Source organism: Mucilaginibacter sp. RCC_168 (assembly GCF_041355315.1).
Lineage (GTDB): Bacteria > Bacteroidota > Bacteroidia > Sphingobacteriales > Sphingobacteriaceae > Mucilaginibacter.
On sequence record NZ_JBFUPN010000026.1, the window covers coordinates 63,212 to 82,990 of the forward strand.

The following is a 19,779-nucleotide window of genomic DNA, read 5'->3' on the forward strand; positions in this document are numbered from 1 at the left end:
AAAAATTGTCATTCTGAGCGGAGCGAAGAATCTAATCTTCAACATGCTCTGGTAGCAGATAGATTCTTCGCTCCGCTCAGAATGACAATTTAGATACTATTCCAACTCTATCTTTTGATGTTGGAATGGTATTTCTACTTGCTTAAATCCTGCATCTTTCAGCTTATTGCTAAAGTGCTGTTGTACTTCATATTCACCATGAACCAAAAATATCTTTTTAACTTTTTCAACATCCTGGCAGGCCAGAAAATGTAATAGGTCTTCATAATCACCATGAGCGCTCATGGATCTGATTGATTTTACCTCGGCCTTTACTTCATACAATTCACCATATATATGCACTTGGTGGTCGCCATTAAGCAGGTGCCCGCCCAGTGAATTCGGCTCACAGTAGCCTACCATTAAAATAGTATTCTTATCATTATTGATGTTATTTTTAATATGATGCTTTACCCGGCCAGCCTCGGCCATTCCAGATGAGGAGATGATAACACAAGGGCGCTGGTCGTTGTTCAAGGCCTTTGATTCTTCTGTTGATTGTATAAAACGTAAACCTTTAAAGCCAAAAGGATTGGCATCGGTTTTTAAAACCTCTTTTACTCCTTTGTTATACACTTCCGGGTGATTCATCAGCACCTCGGTTGCTTTTTGCGATAGCGGACTATCTACATAATAATTAATATCTGGCAATACGCCCCTTAGTTCCAATGCATTTAGGGCATACAATAATTCCTGGGTACGGCCAACGCTGAATGCCGGAATGATCACTTTCCCTTTTTTGATCTCGCAAGTTTGTTTGATAATATCCAGCAGGGCATCTTCAATAGGCCCCTGCTCCTTATGGAGTGAATCACCATAGGTTGATTCCAGCAAAATATAATCTGCCTGCTCAAATGTTTCTGGATCGTTCAGTAACATATCGTCATAGCGGCCTACATCACCACTAAAAGTAATATGGGTGGTCTTGCCATCTTCCAGGATAGCTAAATGTACCGCAGCACTGCCCAAGATATGCCCGGCATCTGTAAAGGTGAGTTTTACCCGGGGAGTTATTTCGTATTCTTCGTGGTATTCAACAATTTTAAATAATCGCAGGGCTGCCATCGCCTGCTCGTCGGTGTACAGAGGCTCCAATAATGGCTGACCTTTACGGGCCCGGTGCTTATTATTGTAGGCGACGTCCTGCATTTGTATATGTGCCGAATCAAGCAAAAGGATCCTTGCGAGATCCATCGTGGCTGATGTACAAAAGATAGGACCAGTGAAACCTTCGGCCACCAGGCGCGGTATCAATCCGCAATGATCGATATGCGCGTGTGAGAGTACCAGATAATTTACTTTCTTGGGGTTGAAGCCAAAATGTTCGTTTAGGTCTTCCGAGTGTTCGCCCATGCCCTGGAACATGCCGCAATCCAATAAAATGGTTGTTTCGTCCTTAAGGCGGATCAGATGTTTGCTGCCGGTAACATTACGGGCGGCGCCATGAAAAGTTATATTCATTTATAATAGGTATGAAAGTACTTAACGAAGATGCACAATAAAGCGGATAAAAAATAAAAACTAAAACTTTAGTTGTTATTTTGATTTATAGTATCTAACTTAGATTAACCAATTGGATAATTTGATGCAGTGTTGGTTAATGCATCAGGAAAATTTACTCACGTACTATGGAAATTAAAGAATTAACGCGCGCCGAAGAACAAATTATGCAGGTATTATGGCAATTGGAGAAAGGGTATGTAAAAGATGTGATCGATCAGCTACCCGAACCAAAACCTGCTTATAACACGGTGTCAACTATTATCAGGATATTGGAAACAAAGGGTTTTGTAGGGCATGAGGCATTTGGTAAAAGCCATCAATATCATCCTGTAGTAAGCAAAGATCAATACCAGAACTTTGCTGCCGATAAGTTATTGAGTGGTTACTTTGACAACTCGGTGAACCGGATGTTATCCTTTTTTGTAAAAAAGGAAAAAATAGACCTGAAAGAGGCTGATGCCATTATGAAACTGATTGAAAAACTTAAAGACCAATAGTTATGAGCTGGTGGCAATATTTATTACTGGTAAATATTTACCTGGTACTGTTTTATGTATTTTATGTTTTACTGCTGCGCAAAGAAACCTTTTTTCAGCTTAACCGCATCTACCTGGTAACGGCCGCGTTACTATCGTTCGTTATACCAATGATCCAGGCAGATTGGGTGCAAAATTTGTTTATTACACAGCAGGTAAAATATACCATATACAGCAGCCCCGTAATCATTTACAGTTTTAAACCGGTTGCCGCCAGTCGCATTAGTATTGGTCAGATACTGGCCGTTTTGTATGGCACGGGTATATTGTTTTTATCGGTAAGGCTCACCTGGCAGCTTATCAAATTAAAAAGAGTGATCAACCAACCGCAGGCAACTGCCGCTTACTCTTTTTTTGGTACGGTACGGCTGGATGAGGCGAGTTCAAATAATACCATCATTGAGGCTCATGAGCAGGTTCATGCACAGCAATGGCACTCGGCCGATGTAATGCTGATTGAACTGGTAATGATCGTTAACTGGTTTAATCCGGTAGTATATATGTACCGTTTCGCTATTAAACACATTCATGAATACATTGCCGACAGGCAGGCTGTACAAGCTGGCACCAACAAAGCCGAATACGCCTTATTACTGCTGAGCCAAACGTTTGAATCACCGGCGCATCAGCTGGTTAATCCATTTTTTAATCACAGTTTATTAAAACAGCGTATTATCATGTTACAAAAAAATAAATCACAGCGCATATCGCTCATTAAGTATGGTCTTTCTGCTCCTCTGTTTATATTGATGCTTATTTTATCATCAGCAACTATTAATAATAGCAAACCGGTTTCTGTTATCAATAATAGCGCTCACCAACTATTTACTACACCTGCGACACCGGGTTTTTTAAGTGATGCGCTTCGTGAAGACAAGCCGTTAGAAAAAAAAGAGATCCCCCGCGCCATTCACGAAATTGGAATAGATACTGTCAGAAAAAAAGGCACTGTATATACATCTGTTGAAAAAGTACCGGAATTTCCAGGTGGGCTTGATGCCTTTGGTCAATTCTTAGGTAAAACTATCAAGTATCCCAAAGCCGATCGTGAGAACGGCACACAGGGAAGGGTTATTGTAACCTTCGTGGTAGAAAAAAACGGCTCCCTATCAGGATTAAAAGTATTAAGAGGTGTTAGTAGAACAATAGACGCCGAAGCCGTCAGGGTATTGAAATTGTCGCCTAAATGGAAGCCCGGTATCGAAAATCATAAAAAAGTAAGGGTTCAATATACCGTTCCGATCAGTTTTACCTTAAATGATGTTGCTGCCAAACCTGCAAATGAGGATACCAATACTGTATTTACCTCAGTTGAACAAGTGCCTGAATTTCCAGGTGGCCTGGAAGCCTTTGGAAAATTCCTGGGTGAGAATGTAAAATATCCAAAAGCCGACCGTGAAAAAGGTATCAAAGGACGGGTTATTGTCACCTTTATTGTAGAACCTGATGGGGCATTATCAAATATCAAAATTACCCGTGGTCTTAGTGAAACTATTGATGCAGAAGCCGAGCGGGTATTGGAGATATCACCTAAATGGAAGCCGGGCCTACAAAACGGTAAAGCCGTTAGGGTTCAATACTCTGTACCAATTAGCTTTACCTTAGCTAATGATGATAAATCAGGTAAGCCCGGGCCAGATAAAGTGGGAGTCATCGGAGCCGATCAGAATAAGGGAAAAATTAACCTGATTGCGCACAATACAGGCAAATGGGGTCGGGGCACTTCTCCTATTACTTTTAGCGATGGGAGTATCCTGAAAACCGATGCAGTACATCTAATAGATAATAAGGTTGCAGCGCCCTTTACACTCAAATAATATTGAATGTTGCATCGCGCTTAAAAACCGATGGGCTACAACAAGAAAATAATATCCTTAACCTTATCCGCAAAAAGCCTTTCATAGTTATATATGAAAGGTTTTTGTGTTTTGCGGGCTATTTTTTCTTTTTACCGCCTTCAGTAATAGGTTTTACAGAATCTTTTTTTCCTGATTGATAATCTGAGGGTGCTTTTTTGCTGCCTTCGGCCGCGGGTTTCTTTTTTTCCTTAATAGCTTGCCTGTCCTTGCTCATAGTTTTATGTTTTTTAATGTTTTTTTATAACAGGATGCAGATATTTACATCTGTTAAAAAGTACTGTTGACTGAGGTGTTTTTTCGGGACGATTCAGTTGATGCCCGGTTTAATGCAGAAAATGGTTGCATTAATTCAAAAACGCAATATCTTTGATCGGTTTTTATAGCAACTGATTAAAGATAGCTTATTTAAATTGATAATAGCTTTTTATATTATGCACATTTTAGTACCAAATGCCTGCATAATTTCTTAGCTTTGACACAGTTTTTGATACATATACTATTTATACAGATAAATTATACAATTCGTTTAAAATGAAAAGTTTTATTTCACCAACACTTTATGCGGCTTTTAACTACGTGATCGCTATTGTATTACTGACTTCACCGTGGTTATTTGGTTTTGAAGGTCATAAAATAGGAGCAGCTTTATTGTTACCCATGATCTTAGGATGGTTTCAGTTGATCATGGCGATTTTTAGTAATCACCAGTTTGGTTTTATTAAACAATTCCCTTTGCAAATGCACTTCTTTTTGGATGTACTGGGCGGCTCATTCCTGTTTTGCTCACCATGGATATATGATTACGCTCACATCACATTTTGGCCGCAGGTAATTATGGGTGGCTTACTCGTGATCTTTGGCGCATTTACTAAAGGTTCAAGGTTTTCAACTCCAGCTGTTCATCATCACGATGGCGGTTTAGCTACACTTTACCAAGACTAAGTAAGATTTAAGATGGTATACAAAGAAAAGGGATGCAAATTTTTGCACCCCTTTTCTTTTACCAGATTCCAGGCATTACAAGAAAGGCGACTCTAAGCCAACCTTTGTATTAAAATACCTCGTTAAGACCTAAGAAAAAGCCACTTGAGCCATAGCTGCCTCTGCCATAATCAATACATAGGTTGGAGCGGGTGTATTTGTTAAACAGCAACCGTAACCCTACTCCAGCTCCCGGCTCCCAATACCTAAGCAGTTTGATGTTGCGTTGATTGTCGGCCGATTCGATATTTACAAAAGTAACGCCGCTTAGGAGTTTATTGTCCGTGATCGGGAAGCGGTATTCCATCTCGTTATATACAAATGAGAGCCCTTTAAAACGCCCAATAATAAAGGCCCGTCCAATACGGCCATAAGCATCGCTACCCGTGCCTGGGAGATCAAGATAAGGCAAGGATCCGCTAAGCAGATAGTTAGCCCAATGCCAGAAGGCCAAAACTTTCTCGGGGTTACTGTCAGACAGGCTCCAGTATTTCCTGAATTCAATTTTTAGCTGTAGTGCTTTGCGGTCGCTGCCGAGCCAGGTTTCATTTTCCTTTAAAATAACATCGGCATAAATGCCTCGGAACGGCCGGTTGGGTTGGTCGCGGTTGTTGAACTGAAAGTTAACCAGTATGCCATTGGCCGCATACGCATCCGGCGAATAACCGTTTTTAATGCTGTACCTGAAATTATGGGTAGCTGTTATGGGTATGTTTTTGCGGTCGTCATCAATATGACTGTAAAAGTTAAAGCTTAAACCAGCGCCCGCATAAATATGGTTGGCCAGTTTACGGTATATCCGCTCGTTAATTTTGATGTATACGTACCGAACCGGGTACTCATCCGGGTTGTTTTCATAATGCTGACCACCCATATGAAAATCGCCTTCGCCAAAGCTGCGGCGCCCGGTGCCCAAACCGTTGTCTTTAGCTATAGTTTTACCAATTTGCATCACCCCCTGCAGGTTCCACCTATTTTCTGACGAGAATGCGTTATGCTTAAACTCGAACGTAGAAAGCTTATTGGTAGAGATATAAGCCCCCGCATTAATGACAGACATGGTAGTATTTTCCGGATTGCCGAAATACTTACCGCCCGATGTAATGGCCCCAATGGCGAAACCAACGCTGGGATTATAAGCTGCTGATGGTAATACCGACCAGGTAGAGGGCTTCTTTTTTTTGCCGGTATCTACTTTAGGGCTTTTGCCTCCAAAAAATGAACTTAAAATGCCATTGGCGTCCCTTTGCGTTTCCAGCGAATCGGCGTCCACGGAGCTTGTTTGTGCCAACAGGATGTTCGCGCTCAGGATCATTAAGCATAAGGCAAGCGCATAGCGACAGCGGCAAATCAACAGGGTCAATTAGATTTATTAATTAGAGTTAGTGCTAATATAGAATTATATGGTTACGATTAAAATACTACCCGGATAATTGATTGTTAAATTTTGAGCGACATCTTGGTCGGCAAAACTTTTTAAACCTTAAATTTTAACAAATTTCTGGTCGAAAACAGCATAAAAACCGCTCATAATCTCTCGAAAACATCGATTTTAACACTTTTTAACAAATTTTAAAGCGGTTTTACTATGTTTATGAAACTTTAAAAAGTATCCCCGCGGGAAAGCTAGTCACAATGTCCTTACAGTCGCACAGGTCACTATTGTTCTGCCCGCTTTCGCCCGAAGCTTATCTGCTAATGGGGAAAAGAAAAATCAATAATTCACTAACTCACTAATTCAATAATTAAAAAGCGTTAGGGCAATGAGGCGTGGAGAGGAATATGCCCATTGTTTTTTACTGCTATAACTTCTTTAATAAAAAGCTCAAAACCATTTGTAAATAACATAAATAGCTGTATCTTTGCAGTCCCGAAAATGCGGGGTATAATAAACGTTTAAACAATTTAATTTAAAGCAAGTGAATACGTTAAGTTACAAAACTGTCTCAGCCAACAAAAAAACCGTTAACAAACAATGGGTTGTTGTTGACGCACAAGGCGAGATTTTGGGGCGCTTGTCTACGAAGATCGCCATGATCATCCGTGGAAAAACCAAGCCAGATTTCACCCCGAACGTAGACTGCGGTGATAATGTAATAGTTATCAATGCAGACAAGGTAAAGTTGACCGGAAACAAATTCAGCGCAAAGCAATATGTTTCTTACACTGGTTATCCAGGTGGTCAGCGTTTCATTTCTCCTAAGGAGTTAATGGCGAAACATCCAACACGCGTAATTGAAAAAGCGGTGCGTGGTATGTTACCTAAAAATCGTTTGGGTAAAGCATTATTTGGTAATCTGCATGTATATGCAGGTTCTGAGCATCCTCATGCAGCACAAAACCCAACAACCATTTAACTTTTTATTTTAAAGGAGAAAAAAAATGCCAACAACTAACACTTCAGGCAGAAGAAAAACAGCCGTTGCCCGCATCTACCTTTCAGAAGGAAATGGTGCGATCATCGTAAACGGTAAAGATTACAAAGAGTACTTCCCAACATTGCCATTACAATACATCGTTACTCAGAGCACTGAGGTTTCTGGTTCAACCGGAAAATTTGATGTTAAAGTAAATGTTGCAGGTGGTGGTATTAAAGGACAGGCAGAAGCCGTTCGTTTAGCTATTGCGAAAGCCATTGTTGAACTTGATCCTGAAAAGAAACCTTCACTACGCGCTAAAGGTATTATGACACGTGATGACCGTATGGTTGAGCGTAAAAAACCAGGTCGTAAGAAAGCACGTAAGAGATTCCAATTCAGTAAACGTTAATCAAAGGAGGACAACAAAATGGCAAGAACAACATATCAGGATTTACTGGATGCAGGTGTACACTTTGGTCACCTTACCCGCAAATGGGATCCGAAAATGTCACAGTACATTTTCATGGAGCGCAACGGTATCCACATTATCGATTTAAATAAAACCTTAACTAAGGTTGAAGAAGCTGCTTCAGCTATAAAACAAATTGTAAAATCAGGCCGTAAGGTATTATTCGTAGCTACAAAGAAACAAGCGAAAGATATTGTTGCCGATTATGCAAAAAGCGTAAACATGCCATACATCACCGAGCGTTGGTTAGGTGGTATGTTAACTAACTTTGCAACCGTACGTAAGTCGATCAAAAAGATGTCAAACATCGATAAATTGACTAAAGACGGTACTTACAGCAACCTTTCTAAAAAAGAAAGACTGATGATTCAGCGTGAGCGTATCAAATTAGAAACCCTTTTAGGTGGTATCTCTGACTTGAACCGTTTACCTGCAGCATTATTCCTGATTGACGTTAAGAAAGAGCACATCGCGGTTTCTGAAGCATTAAAGTTGAACATCCCTACATTTGCTATGGTTGATACCAACTCTGATCCTTCAAACATCGATTTCCCGATCCCTGCGAATGATGATGCTACCAAATCAATTTCATTGATCACCAGCATTATCATCAAAGCTATCGAAGAAGGTTTGGACGAACGCAAACGTGAGAAAGAAGACGAAGCTGAAAAAGAAGCAGCTGTTGCTAAAGCAAAAGCTGATGCTCCTGAAGTAGCTGACAGAGCTGAAGGTGGTAAAAGAGCCCGCAAAACTGCTGAAGTAGCAGACGTTGTAGCTGATGCCGATACCGAAGCTCCTGCTGCCGAAACAGAAGAGTAATATTGAAGTCGTAAGTACGGAGTCGCGAGTCTGAAGTATTTAGACTTTGGACTTCATACTTACGACTTTTAACTTTTAGAGGTTGTGAGTTATAAGCTTTTATATCTGCAATTCACGACCCATAATTTTAATAATAAAAATAGTTACAGGTTATAGTGAGGCTCTAATTTAGCGGCCAACTGATAACTTAAAACTCACTACTTAAAACTAATAAAGATGTCTACAGTACAAATATCTGCAGCCGACGTAAACAAACTGCGCCAGCAAACTGGTGCCGGTATGATGGATTGCAAAAAAGCATTAACCGAAACTAACGGTGATTTTGAAGCAGCTATCGATTTTTTAAGAAAAAAAGGCGCTAAAGTTGCAGCAAGCCGTCAGGACAGGGAATCAAACGAAGGCGTTGTTATTTCACGCACTTCTGCTGATGGTAAAACCGGCGTTATTGTTGAGCTTAACTGCGAAACTGATTTCGTGGCTAAAAATGCTGAATTTATTGCTTTTGCAAATGAAATTGCAAACAAAGCAGTTGAAAACCAACCCAAAAGTATCGAAGAGCTTTATGCCCTTTCTATAGATGTTGATGCTACCACCACTACTATTGGTGAAGCGGTTATCGACAAAACAGGTAAAATAGGCGAAAAGATTGGTGTATCTAAATTAGAAGTGATCACAGGCGAAAAAATTATCGCTTATGTACATGGTAACTTCCGTTTAGGTGTACTGGTTGCTTTAAATGCCAACCCTGAAGGTGCCGACGAAGCTGGTAAAGACGTAGCAATGCAAATTGCCGCTATGAACCCAATCGCGGTTGATAAAGACGGTGTTGATGCTACTACTGTTGAGCGCGAATTAGAGATCGCTAAAGATCAGATCCGTGCAGAAGGCAAACCAGAAGAAATGGTTGAAAAAATCTCTTTAGGTAAGCTGAACAAATTCTACAAAGACTCAACCCTGTTAAACCAGGAGTTTGTAAAAGATTCATCCAAAAGCGTTGCTCAGTTCCTGAGCTCTGTTGAAAAGGGGTTAACAGTAACCGCCTTTAAGCGAGTAGCTTTAGGAGCTTAAATATTTTATCCCCCTCGTTTTAACGAGGGGGATTTTTTTTGTCATAAAAATCCACGCGTCATTGCGAGGTACGAAGCAATCCCCGATTTGCAGAGCCGCTCTGTATAGTTTAGAGATTGCTTCGTACCTCGCAATGACGGTTTGGTAAAATAGAACAGTTATATGATAACAGCGCTTCACAATCTAAAACTGATTTCTGGTGGCCAGATCACCGAAGGTAAAGCCGTTTTAATTTCAGATGGCCAGATCATTGATGTTATTGCAGATACTGCCATTCCGCAGGATGCTGTAAAGAAGGATCTGCAGGGTAACTACCTTGCTCCCGGATTTATCGATTTGCAGATATACGGCAGCGGCGGACAGCTGTTTGCAGGTAAACCCACGGTTGAGGCGTTGGCGCAGTTGGAAAACGACCTGCTGAAACAGGGAACCACCGGCGTGTTTGCTACCATTGGTACCAATACCAATGATATAGTAGAGACCGGAATTGAGGCCGCTAAAATATACCGTGCGCAAAGTAAAGGCGCTTTTTGGGGTCTCCATTTAGAAGGGCCTTACCTGAATCCGGCAAAAAAGGGGGCACACCCGGAAAAATTTATCAAGAAAGCTACCCTGGCCGAAGTGAAGGGCTGGTTGGAACGTGCCGATGGCGTGATAAAAATGATCACCATAGCGCCCGAGCTGCAGGATCAGGAAGTGATCGATTACCTGTTTAACCAGGGTATCATTATTTCATCAGGCCACAGCAATGCTACTTATGCCGAAGGGAAATCATTTTTAAATAAACCGGTACAGGCGGTAACTCACCTGTTTAACGCCATGCCGCAGATGCACCATCGTGAGCCGGGTTATATCCCTGCTATTTTTGAAGAGCGGCCATATACCAGCGTGGTGGCTGATGGCATCCATGTTGATTTTGCGATGATCCGCTTGGCTAAACGCGAACTGGGTGATAAGCTTTTTTTAATAACGGATGCGGTTACCTCCACCAAAGAAGGCGCTTATCAGCATGAATTAAGGGGCGACCGTTACACTATGCCCGATGGTACGCTGTCTGGCTCTACCTTAACTATGTTAAAGGCGGTTGAAAATTGTGTAAAAAAGGTAGGTATTGACCTGGCCGAGGCGGTAAACATGGCATCTTTATATCCGGCGCAATTAGCCAAGCAAACCAAAAAAGGTAAAATTGAGAAAAACTTTGATGCCGATTTGGTTGTTTTTGATGCGGAGTTTGAGGTGAAAGACACTATACTGAAGGGAGTAAGCACTAAGTACACTAATTGAGGCGAATTACACGAATTGCCTTGTTATTTGTGAAATTCGAAAAAATTGGAGCTAATTCGTGTCTATTTTTTTAACAAAGACAACATAAAATTTTAACACTGGCTTTTATTCTTTATTTTTGCCGAACTACCCATTATATGAACAGAGCTTTATCAATTCATGATATAAACGCAAGCAGGTTCTGTCTATTCCTATTACATCTATTTCTATTCATAACAAACCACACCAGATGAAGTATAAAAGAATCTTACTCAAACTTTCGGGCGAATCGCTGATGGGCGCAAGGCAATACGGTATTGATAACAACCAGGTATTGCAATATGCCCATGACATTAAAAACGTATATGATGCAGGTATTGAAATTGCGATTGTTGTTGGTGGCGGTAATATTTTCAGAGGATTAAGTGCCGAGAAATCGGGTATGGAACGTGCCCAGGCTGATTACATGGGTATGCTGGCCACAGTAATTAACTGCATGGCGCTGCAAAACGCGCTGGAAAGCATTGGGGTGGAAACACGCCTGCAATCGGCCATAAAGATGGAACAGATCTGTGAGCCTTATATTCGCCGTCGTGCCATGCACCATTTAGAGGTGGGCAAAATTGTGATATTTGGCGCCGGTACAGGTAATCCTTATTTTACTACCGATACAGCAGCTTCACTACGTGCTATTGAAATTAAAGCCGATGTGGTACTGAAAGGTACACGGGTTGATGGTATATACACTGCCGACCCGGAGAAAGATCCATCAGCTACACGTTACGACGAGATCTCATTCCAGGAAGTTTATGATAAAGGCCTCAACGTAATGGACATGACCGCCATCACTCTTTGCCGCGAAAATAAACTACCAATTATTGTGTTTGATATGAACCAATCAGGTAATTTCATGAAAATAGCCCAGGGCGAAGCCGTGGGTACATTAGTACATTAAATATAATTCCAACAAGAGCATTCCTTTCTGCGCGTCATTGCGAGGTACGAAGCAGAAGCCCCCTCTAAATCTCCCCCAAAGGGGGAGACTTCAAAAAAGTATTTTAAAGCCCTCTCCTTTGGAGAGGGTTGGGTGAGGCTTTTCCTCTGTGCCTCGCAATGACGTGGGGGATGAAACAACAAAAAGGCCGCCATAAAATGGCGGCCTTTTTGTTTAAATAGCAGTGAGATTATTTAACATCAGCACCACCAAGTTCCTTAGCTACATTATCTGCGGCAGTGGCCGATGCGGTATCATTTAACTGTGTACGTTGTGTTTTGATAGTTTGCATTGTGGTCGCTATAAATTTGTCGGCACCGTACATTTTATATTTAATACCAAACTCTTTAAGTTCAGCAATACCCTGTTGAGCATATTCCGGCTTTTCAACCCTGCCAATCATATCGGCAAATACTCTTACGCTGGCGAACTTATTGTTAATAGTACCATTTTTAAAGGTATCAAATACATAAGGCCATTCGGCTGTTCCTCCTTTTGTGGCGTACAGGCTAAATATAGCGGTTGTTAAAGCGCCTTTATTATCTTTCTCGAATGCTTTGGCTTGTTTTAAGGCTTCGGGTGCATCCACCTGGCTAAGCGCCGTTAATGCGGCTCCCTGCACCGCGTATGACTCGCTGTTAAGGGCCTGTTTGAACAAGGTTATATTACCAGAAGCATTTAACTTACCTAAAGCGGAGATAGCTGCTGCTTTGGCCAGGTTATTATCATCGGTTTGTGCCAATGAAGCCAATACAGGTTGTGCCGCGGTTCGGATATCGTCATTGGTGAGGTTCAATGCCCTGATAGCTTTGATACGCAAGCCATAGTATTTGTCTTTTAAAGCGGCTATGATAATTTTTTGATTAGCTTTTTCCTTTTGATTGGTGGCAGCAGCTTCAATGGCCTCAAACCTGTCCATATACAAAGGTGCGTTAAAGTACTGGTAGGAGAACTCCTCTATACTTTTATTGTCGGTTTTTTTAGCCAGCAAAATTTTATCGCCATCCACATTCACCAGGTCGGGTTTGGTAGCCAGGTGGAAGGTTAACGTATCCGCCTTATCATTCATCCACACTTTATGTCGTTCTTTTTTACCCCCAGCATAAATATCAATAGCCATAGGCAATTTAAAGGTTTGGCCATCCTGGTTTTGCTGCAGGTAAACGGTTTGGGTTTTGGTAGCATCGTCCCATTTATAGCTGATGGTTAAAATTGGATGACCGGCACCATAATACCATTGGTTAAAATACCAGTTCAGATCTAAACCACTGGCTTCTTCCAATGCCAGGCGTAATTGCTGGGCTTCGCCATTTTTGAAGGCATTTGTTTTGAGGTAAATACCCAGCCCTTTGAAAAAGGCGGCATCGCCCAAATAGTTACGCAGCATATTTAAAATACGACCACCTTTTTGATAGGTAACTGCATCAAAAACATCTTCCTTGTCGTCATAATGAAAACGTACAAGATCCTTGTTTTTGCCCTCAGGCGACCTGAAATAGGTTAACATGTCATTATGGTTATGCTCGTCGCCGGCATCTTTGCCATACTTATGTTCGGCCCAAAGGGTTTCGCTAAAGTTGGCAAATGATTCATTCACGGTTAGGTTGCTCCAGCTTTCGGCGGTTACATAATCGCCAAACCACTGGTGAAAAAGCTCATGCACAATGGTACTGCGGCCATCGTTGTAGTATGCATCAAGCAATTCGCGGTGTGTGCCCTGTACGTATTCGCCATGTAAAGTAGCCGTAGTATTTTCCATAGCGCCGCTTACATAATCACGTACCACTATCTGGGCGTATTTGTTCCATGGATAATCAACACCTAAGGTTTTGGAGTAAAACTCGATCACCTCGGGCGTAAATCCGAATATTTCTTTGGCGTAAGGAGCATATTTGGGCTCCAGGTAATAGTTTACCTCTTTATCGCGCCATTTGTCTTTATAGATCTTGAAGTCGCCAACGGCCATCATGAACAGGTATGGCGAGTGTGGGAGATCCATTTTCCAGTAATCGGTACGGGTACCATCGGCATTGGTTTTTTGTGATACCAGTTTTCCGTTTGATAGGGTAACGTACCTGGAGGGCACGGTCATGGTGATCTCTTCGGTAGTTTTTTGACTTGGCTTATCAATGGTCGGGAACCAGGCCGATGAGCTTTCGGTTTCGCCTTGTGTCCAAATCTGTGTGGGTTTATCCTTTTCGGTACCGTCTGGGTTGATGAAATATAAACCCTTGGCATCATTGATAGCGGCGCTGCCTTTTGATTTTAGCTCGTTAGGCTTAGCCGTGTAATCAATGTAAATGGTATAGTTTTCGTTGTTATGATAAACCTTATCCAGTTTTATGGCTACCGAAAGGCTATCCTGGTAAGTAAATTTCAATGGGATATTTTTACCATTTTTTACTATTGATATGTTTTTAAGATCCATGCCTTTGGCATCAAGCCTTAAGCTGTCGGTCGGGTAAAAATGGGGTTTTAAAGTAACCCACTCTTTGCCGTACAGGTAACGTTTCTTATAATCAAAACGTACATCGAGTTTGGTATGTACCAGGTCGTTAACCTTGGTTGGTACTGCACGATAAATTTTCATTTCCGGATCGTCCGGTTTCGGCGCCTGTTGGGCGTACGATGGGATGAGAGTTGCCGTTAACGCACAGGCTAACAGCAGTGTTGAAAATGGTTTGAGATCAGTCATAGAGCAATATTAGTATTTTGCCTTTAAAAAATATAAAACAAGGGGCGTAATTGTGAATTTGGCACATTCCCGGTTTAAACGGATTACGTTAAGTAGCTATGACGCTTTATGTGTACTATATGTTACTACGGATAAAATTTATTTCGGTATACATCCGCATAAAAGCGAACACCACCTGTACGGATTCGAACAGTATGAGTTGTTTTTGTTATTTAACTAATTGATTTATAAAAGGTTAAATAAATGGCACAATATTTTAGCCTAAGTGGAAGACGCAACAATACAAGCTTTTAATATGATCAAGAATTATTTAAAAATTGCCTGGCGTAATCTGCTCAGAAACAAGGCACATACATTTATAAACATCGCCGGTCTTTCCATTGGTTTGGCTTGTAGCCTGCTTATTATGCTTTGGGTGCAGAATGAGTTAAGTGTTGATGCTTTTCATAAAAATAAATCCCGCTTGTATAATGTATACGAGCGCCGGTATTTTGATCATAAAATTTCAGGGCAATTCCGCACCCCTGGTGTTTTGGCCGATGAGATGAAAAAGGTGCTCCCGCAGGTTGAATATGCTGTTAATGCCACTTATTACGAGCAAGGTACCTTTAAGGCTGGGGATAAAATATTAAAACTGGATGGCGCGGCCGCCGGCGACGATTTTTTCAAAATGTTCAGCTATCCGCTTTTACAGGGTACGGTTAAAGCCGCTTTAAATTCACCGCTTAGTTTAGCCATATCGCGTAAAATGGCCCGCGACTTTTTTGGAAGCCCTGAAGCCGCCATAGGTAAAACCATACGCTATGAAAATAAAAAAGATTTAAAAATAACGGCGGTATTTGATGATGTACCTGCCAACGCCTCTAATAAATTTGAATATGTAATGAACTGGTATGCCTTCCTTGAGGAAAACCCGAGTTCAAAAGACTGGAACAATAACGGGCCTTACACCAGCATTATGCTTCGCGCTGATGCTGACCCTGCTTTGTTTGAGAAAAAAATAACCCACTTTCTGGACAACTATAACAAGAGCCAAAAGAAAGGGACTTTTACAGTTGAGTTAGCTATACAACGCCATGATCAGGAGTATCTTCACGGTACTTTTGAAGACGGTAAACTGAGTGCCGGGCGTATTGAATATGTAAATCTGTTTAGTATTGTGGCTGTTTTTATTTTATTGATAGCTTGTATCAATTTTATGAACCTCACCACGGCACGGTCGGTAAAAAGAGCCCGCGAGATTGGCGTACGGAAAGTTGTTGGTGCGGTACGGTCGGTACTGATCAAACAATTCATCGGCGAATCGTTATTTGTTACTACGCTTGCGGTAGCCATTTCCTTAATACTATTGGTTTTACTGCTGCCTTTGTTTAACCAGGTAACCCAAAAACAAATTGCACTGCCATTTGATCAAACCGGGTTTTGGCTAAAACTTATCTCGCTTACGCTTATTACCGGTCTTGTTTCCGGTAGCTATCCTGCCCTGTTCCTGTCGTCATTTAATCCGGTTACGGTTTTAAAGGGTACTCTTAAACTGGAAGCTGGTACCACCTTGTTCCGAAAAGGATTGGTGGTTTTTCAGTTTGTGCTTTCTGTAGTACTGGTAACGGCTACTATTGTGGTGGCCCGGCAAATGAACTTTATTCAATCGCGCAATTTAGGTTATGACCGGGAGAATCTCATTTTTATACCGGTAGATGGCGAGCTTTCATCACAATATGATCTGTTTAAACAGGAAGCTTTAAAAATGCCGGGGATCCAGGCGGTCAGTGTTTCGGGCGCGAGACCTACACAAATAACCAGTGGAACAGTTGGTGTTGACTGGGCCGGGAAAGACCCCGATCTCCGGATCAGGTTTAACCAAAGCGCTGTTGGTTATGATTATATAAGCACACTAAAATTAAAGATGGCAGCCGGGCGCGATTTCTCCAAAGATTTTCCTACAGATACCGCCGGCTACATAATCAATGAAACGGCTTTAAAAAGAATAGGCTACACTAATCCTATAGGTAAATCATTAACCTTATGGGATAATAAAGGTACTATCATTGGCGTGGTTAAGGATTTTCATTTCGATTCCATGCACGAGCAGATCAACCCTTTGATCATTTGGCTGGGTAAAAACGGTACCTATGGTAATTTACTTATCCGTACAGAGCCGGGTAAAACCAAACAGGCCCTGGCCAGCCTGGAAACGCTGTGCAAACAGATCAACCCTGCGTTCCCGTTTAATTATTATTTCTCTGATGAGGAATATCAGAAGCTGTACCGCAGCGAACAGATAGTAGGAAAGCTGGCTAACGCGTTTGCTTTCCTGGCTATTTTTATTTCGTGCCTGGGGCTTTTAGGTTTAGCTATGTTTACTGCCGAGCAACGGGTAAAAGAGATCGGCATCCGCAAGGTATTAGGCGCCAGTGTTGGGTCGCTTTTCAACCTGTTATCATCTGAATTTTTGGTACTGGTATTTATTGCCCTGGTTATTGCTTCGCCTATAGCCTGGTACGCCATGAACAAGTGGCTGCAGGGTTTTGCCTATCATACCAGTATTGAATTATGGATGATCGCCCTTTCGGGAGGGATGATCATATTGATAGCCCTGGCAACGGTAAGTTTCCAGGCAGCGAAAACGGCGCTGATAAACCCGGTGAAGAGTTTAAGGAGCGAATGAGCTTGATTTCGGAATTGAGATGCTCGATTTCGGATTTAGAAATTAGTTTTTAGAGTTTAAGTGTTTAGATTTTAGAATTTTAAAAAATCATGATCAAGAACTATTTAAAAATTGCCTGGCGTAACTTCATCAAAAATAAGGTCCACAGCTTTATTAATGTGGCTGGCCTGTCGGTTGGCATGGCAGTGGTGATGCTCATTAGTTTATGGATCTGGGATGAGCTTTCCTATAATAAGTACTTTGCCAACTACGACAGGCTTGTACAGGTTTGGCAGCATCAGACCTTTAACGGCGAAGTTGGCAGCCAGACGGCTATGCCCATTCCATTGGGTACAAAGTTGCGCGAATCATACAAAAGTGACTTTAAACATGTAGTGCTTTCTACCTGGACACAGGAGCACATTATCACTTATGGCGATAAGAAGTTTACCCAACTGGGCAATTACGTGCAGCCCGAAATGCCTGATATGCTTACCCTTAAAATGATCAAAGGTACGCGCGGCGGATTAAAAGACCCTTCATCTATCGTCATTAATGCATCATTAGCGAAAACACTTTTTGGAGATGCTGATCCGATGGATAAAACGCTGAAAATTGACAACCAATGGGTGGTTAAAGTAACCGGCGTTTATGAAGATATGCCCAATAATACCCAGTTTAAGGATATTACCTTTTTTGCACCCTGGGATTTGTACATGACCAGCATGCCCTGGCTTAAAAATGCCGCGACCCGCTGGGGCAATAATTCATGGCAGATATTCGCGCAATTAGCTCCCAATGCCGACTGGCAAAAGGTATCGGCTAAGATCAAAGACATTAAGCTGATCAATATAGCCGCCCAGGGCGATAAAATTGGGGCTGATTTTAAGCCCGCCGTTTTCCTGCACCCCATGTACAAATGGCATTTATACTCGGAGTTTAAAAATGGCATCAACACCGGCGGTAGCATCCAGTTTGTGTGGATGTTTGGCATTATCGGCGTGTTTGTATTGTTGCTGGCCTGTATTAACTTCATGAACCTGAGCACGGCCCGGTCCGAAAAGCGGGCAAAGGAAGTAGGTATCCGTAAGGCTATAGGCTCGCAGCGTGTACAGCTCATCTGGCAGTTTTTTATGGAGTCGATGCTGATCGTGGCTTTTGCCTTTGTGCTTTCTATTATACTGGTTATGCTGGCGCTACCCTGGTTTAATGGTGTGGCAGATAAAAAAATGGGTATATTATGGAGCAATCCATGGTTTTGGACGCTTGGTCTTCTATTCAGTCTGATATCGGGTATTATCGCGGGAAGTTATCCGGCTCTTTATTTATCCTCATTTAAGCCTATTAAAGTATTAAAAGGTACGTTTAAAGTTGGCCGGTTGGCAGCTATACCCCGTAAAGTATTGGTAGTACTGCAATTTACGGTTTCTGTAACGCTCATCATCGGCACCATTATCGTTTTCAGGCAGATACAGTTTGCCAAAAACAGGCCAATAGGTTATAGCAGGGACGGCCTGATATACGTGGTAGAAAAAACAAACGATATACATAGCCATTATGCCGCATTGAAAGATGAGTTAATACGATCGGGTGCCGCGCTGCAGGCAAGCGAATCGGGAAGCCCTGTAACCGGGGTATGGAGCAATAACAGCGGGTTCGACTGGAAAGGAAAAGCTCCCGGTATGCAGGATGATTTCGCGACCGTGGGCGTAACCGATGATTTTGGAAAAACAGTTGGCTGGCAGTTTAAAGACGGCCGCGATTTCTCAAAAGCATTTTTGACGGATTCATCGGGCATTGTTATCAACGAAGCCGCCGCGAAATTCATGAATTTAAAAAACCCGGTTGGCGAAATTGTGAAATGGGGCGACAAGCCATTCAGGGTGATAGGTGTTATTAAAGATATGCTCATGAGTTCGCCCTATGAGCCGGTTAAGCAAACATTTTTTTACCTGGATAAGGATCCGGACGGGGTGATAACGGTAAAGATCAATCCGAAATCAAGTCCGCATGAAGCGCTGGAAAAGATTGGGGCCATCTTCCAGAAATACTCACCGGCAGCGCCGTTTGATTATAAGTTTGCCGATGAGGAATACGCCAAAAAGTTCGGCGAAGAGACGCGGATAGGTAAGTTATCCAGCTTTTTCGCCTTCCTGGCTATATTCATTAGCTGTTTGGGCTTATTTGGTATGGCCACCTTTATGGCCGAGCAAAGGGTTAAAGAAATAGGTGTTCGCAAAGTTTTAGGGGCATCGGTATTTAACCTGTGGCGCCTGCTATCAACAGATTTTGTAATACTGGTTATAATATCCTTCGTTATCGCATCACCTGTAGCCTATTATTTTATGCATGGCTGGCTGCAAGGTTATACCTACCGGTCAGCAATTCCATGGTGGATATTCGGGATATCGGCAGCGGGCGCTATAGTCATAACCCTGGTTACGGTAAGTTTCCAGGCTATTAAGGCGGCGCTGGCAAATCCGGTAAAGAGTTTGAGAAGCGAATAATAGGCTGAAAGCCTAAGGCAAAAGAAACGTATTACGTAC

15 protein-coding genes are annotated in these 19,779 nt (G+C 42.0%); 11 read left to right on the top strand and 4 right to left on the bottom strand.

The window, feature by feature from the left end:
* Positions 1-96 precede the first annotated feature (96 nt).
* Complete coding sequence (locus AB6735_RS22955) at positions 97-1,500, bottom strand: MBL fold metallo-hydrolase RNA specificity domain-containing protein (RefSeq protein WP_370998428.1); 1,404 nt, start codon at positions 1,498-1,500, stop codon at positions 97-99.
* Between the two features lie 167 nt (positions 1,501-1,667).
* Here AB6735_RS22955 and AB6735_RS22960 point away from each other — a divergent pair, with 167 nt between their 5' ends.
* Together AB6735_RS22960 and AB6735_RS22965 are read left to right on the top strand one after the other, a co-directional pair.
* Positions 1,668-2,039: a BlaI/MecI/CopY family transcriptional regulator gene (locus tag AB6735_RS22960; protein WP_370998429.1), complete on the top strand. Its 372-nt coding sequence runs from the start codon at positions 1,668-1,670 to the stop codon at positions 2,037-2,039.
* Between the two features lie 2 nt (positions 2,040-2,041).
* On the top strand, positions 2,042-3,895 hold the full coding sequence (locus tag AB6735_RS22965; RefSeq protein WP_370998430.1) for a TonB family protein: 1,854 nt from the start codon (positions 2,042-2,044) through the stop codon (positions 3,893-3,895).
* A gap of 118 nt (positions 3,896-4,013) precedes the next feature.
* Here AB6735_RS22965 and AB6735_RS22970 read toward each other — a convergent pair whose 3' ends face one another.
* On the bottom strand, positions 4,014-4,151 hold the full coding sequence (locus AB6735_RS22970; protein ID WP_370998431.1) for a hypothetical protein: 138 nt from the start codon (positions 4,149-4,151) through the stop codon (positions 4,014-4,016).
* Positions 4,152-4,468: 317 nt separating this feature from the next.
* Here AB6735_RS22970 and AB6735_RS22975 point away from each other — a divergent pair, with 317 nt between their 5' ends.
* Complete coding sequence (locus AB6735_RS22975) at positions 4,469-4,879, top strand: SPW repeat protein (RefSeq protein WP_370998432.1); 411 nt, start codon at positions 4,469-4,471, stop codon at positions 4,877-4,879.
* A 109-nt stretch (positions 4,880-4,988) separates the two neighbouring features.
* Here the strand turns inward: AB6735_RS22975 and AB6735_RS22980 are convergent, their stop codons facing one another.
* Positions 4,989-6,233 (bottom strand): BamA/TamA family outer membrane protein, encoded by a 1,245-nt coding sequence (locus AB6735_RS22980; protein WP_370998434.1) that lies wholly within the window; start codon positions 6,231-6,233, stop codon positions 4,989-4,991.
* Between the two features lie 604 nt (positions 6,234-6,837).
* Between AB6735_RS22980 and rplM the strand changes: the two genes are divergently transcribed.
* The 6 genes from rplM (at position 6,838) to pyrH (ending at position 11,852) form a co-directional block, all read left to right on the top strand.
* The gene (rplM, locus tag AB6735_RS22985; RefSeq protein WP_370998436.1) at positions 6,838-7,275 is read left to right on the top strand and encodes a 50S ribosomal protein L13; all 438 of its coding nucleotides are present in this window, start codon (positions 6,838-6,840) and stop codon (positions 7,273-7,275) included.
* Between the two features lie 25 nt (positions 7,276-7,300).
* On the top strand, positions 7,301-7,687 hold the full coding sequence (gene rpsI, locus AB6735_RS22990; protein ID WP_076371737.1) for a 30S ribosomal protein S9: 387 nt from the start codon (positions 7,301-7,303) through the stop codon (positions 7,685-7,687).
* A gap of 18 nt (positions 7,688-7,705) precedes the next feature.
* Positions 7,706-8,566 (top strand): 30S ribosomal protein S2, encoded by an 861-nt coding sequence (gene rpsB, locus AB6735_RS22995; protein WP_370998438.1) that lies wholly within the window; start codon positions 7,706-7,708, stop codon positions 8,564-8,566.
* Between the two features lie 216 nt (positions 8,567-8,782).
* Entirely contained in the window at positions 8,783-9,634 is an 852-nt protein-coding gene (gene tsf / locus AB6735_RS23000) for a translation elongation factor Ts (protein WP_370998439.1), read from the top strand.
* Between the two features lie 162 nt (positions 9,635-9,796).
* On the top strand, positions 9,797-10,918 hold the full coding sequence (nagA, locus tag AB6735_RS23005; RefSeq protein ID WP_370998441.1) for an N-acetylglucosamine-6-phosphate deacetylase: 1,122 nt from the start codon (positions 9,797-9,799) through the stop codon (positions 10,916-10,918).
* Between the two features lie 229 nt (positions 10,919-11,147).
* Positions 11,148-11,852, top strand: coding sequence for a UMP kinase (gene pyrH / locus AB6735_RS23010; RefSeq protein WP_090469938.1), 705 nt, complete (start codon positions 11,148-11,150; stop codon positions 11,850-11,852).
* Positions 11,853-12,081: 229 nt separating this feature from the next.
* On the opposite strand, the gene AB6735_RS23015 is transcribed toward pyrH, so the two are convergent.
* The gene (locus AB6735_RS23015) at positions 12,082-14,586 is read right to left on the bottom strand and encodes a M1 family aminopeptidase (protein WP_370998443.1); all 2,505 of its coding nucleotides are present in this window, start codon (positions 14,584-14,586) and stop codon (positions 12,082-12,084) included.
* A 295-nt stretch (positions 14,587-14,881) separates the two neighbouring features.
* Here AB6735_RS23015 and AB6735_RS23020 point away from each other — a divergent pair, with 295 nt between their 5' ends.
* Both AB6735_RS23020 and AB6735_RS23025 read left to right on the top strand, forming a co-directional pair.
* The gene (locus AB6735_RS23020; protein WP_370998445.1) at positions 14,882-17,254 is read left to right on the top strand and encodes an ABC transporter permease; all 2,373 of its coding nucleotides are present in this window, start codon (positions 14,882-14,884) and stop codon (positions 17,252-17,254) included.
* 89 nt (positions 17,255-17,343) lie between these two features.
* On the top strand, positions 17,344-19,740 hold the full coding sequence (locus AB6735_RS23025; protein WP_370998446.1) for an ABC transporter permease: 2,397 nt from the start codon (positions 17,344-17,346) through the stop codon (positions 19,738-19,740).
* Positions 19,741-19,779 lie beyond the last annotated feature (39 nt).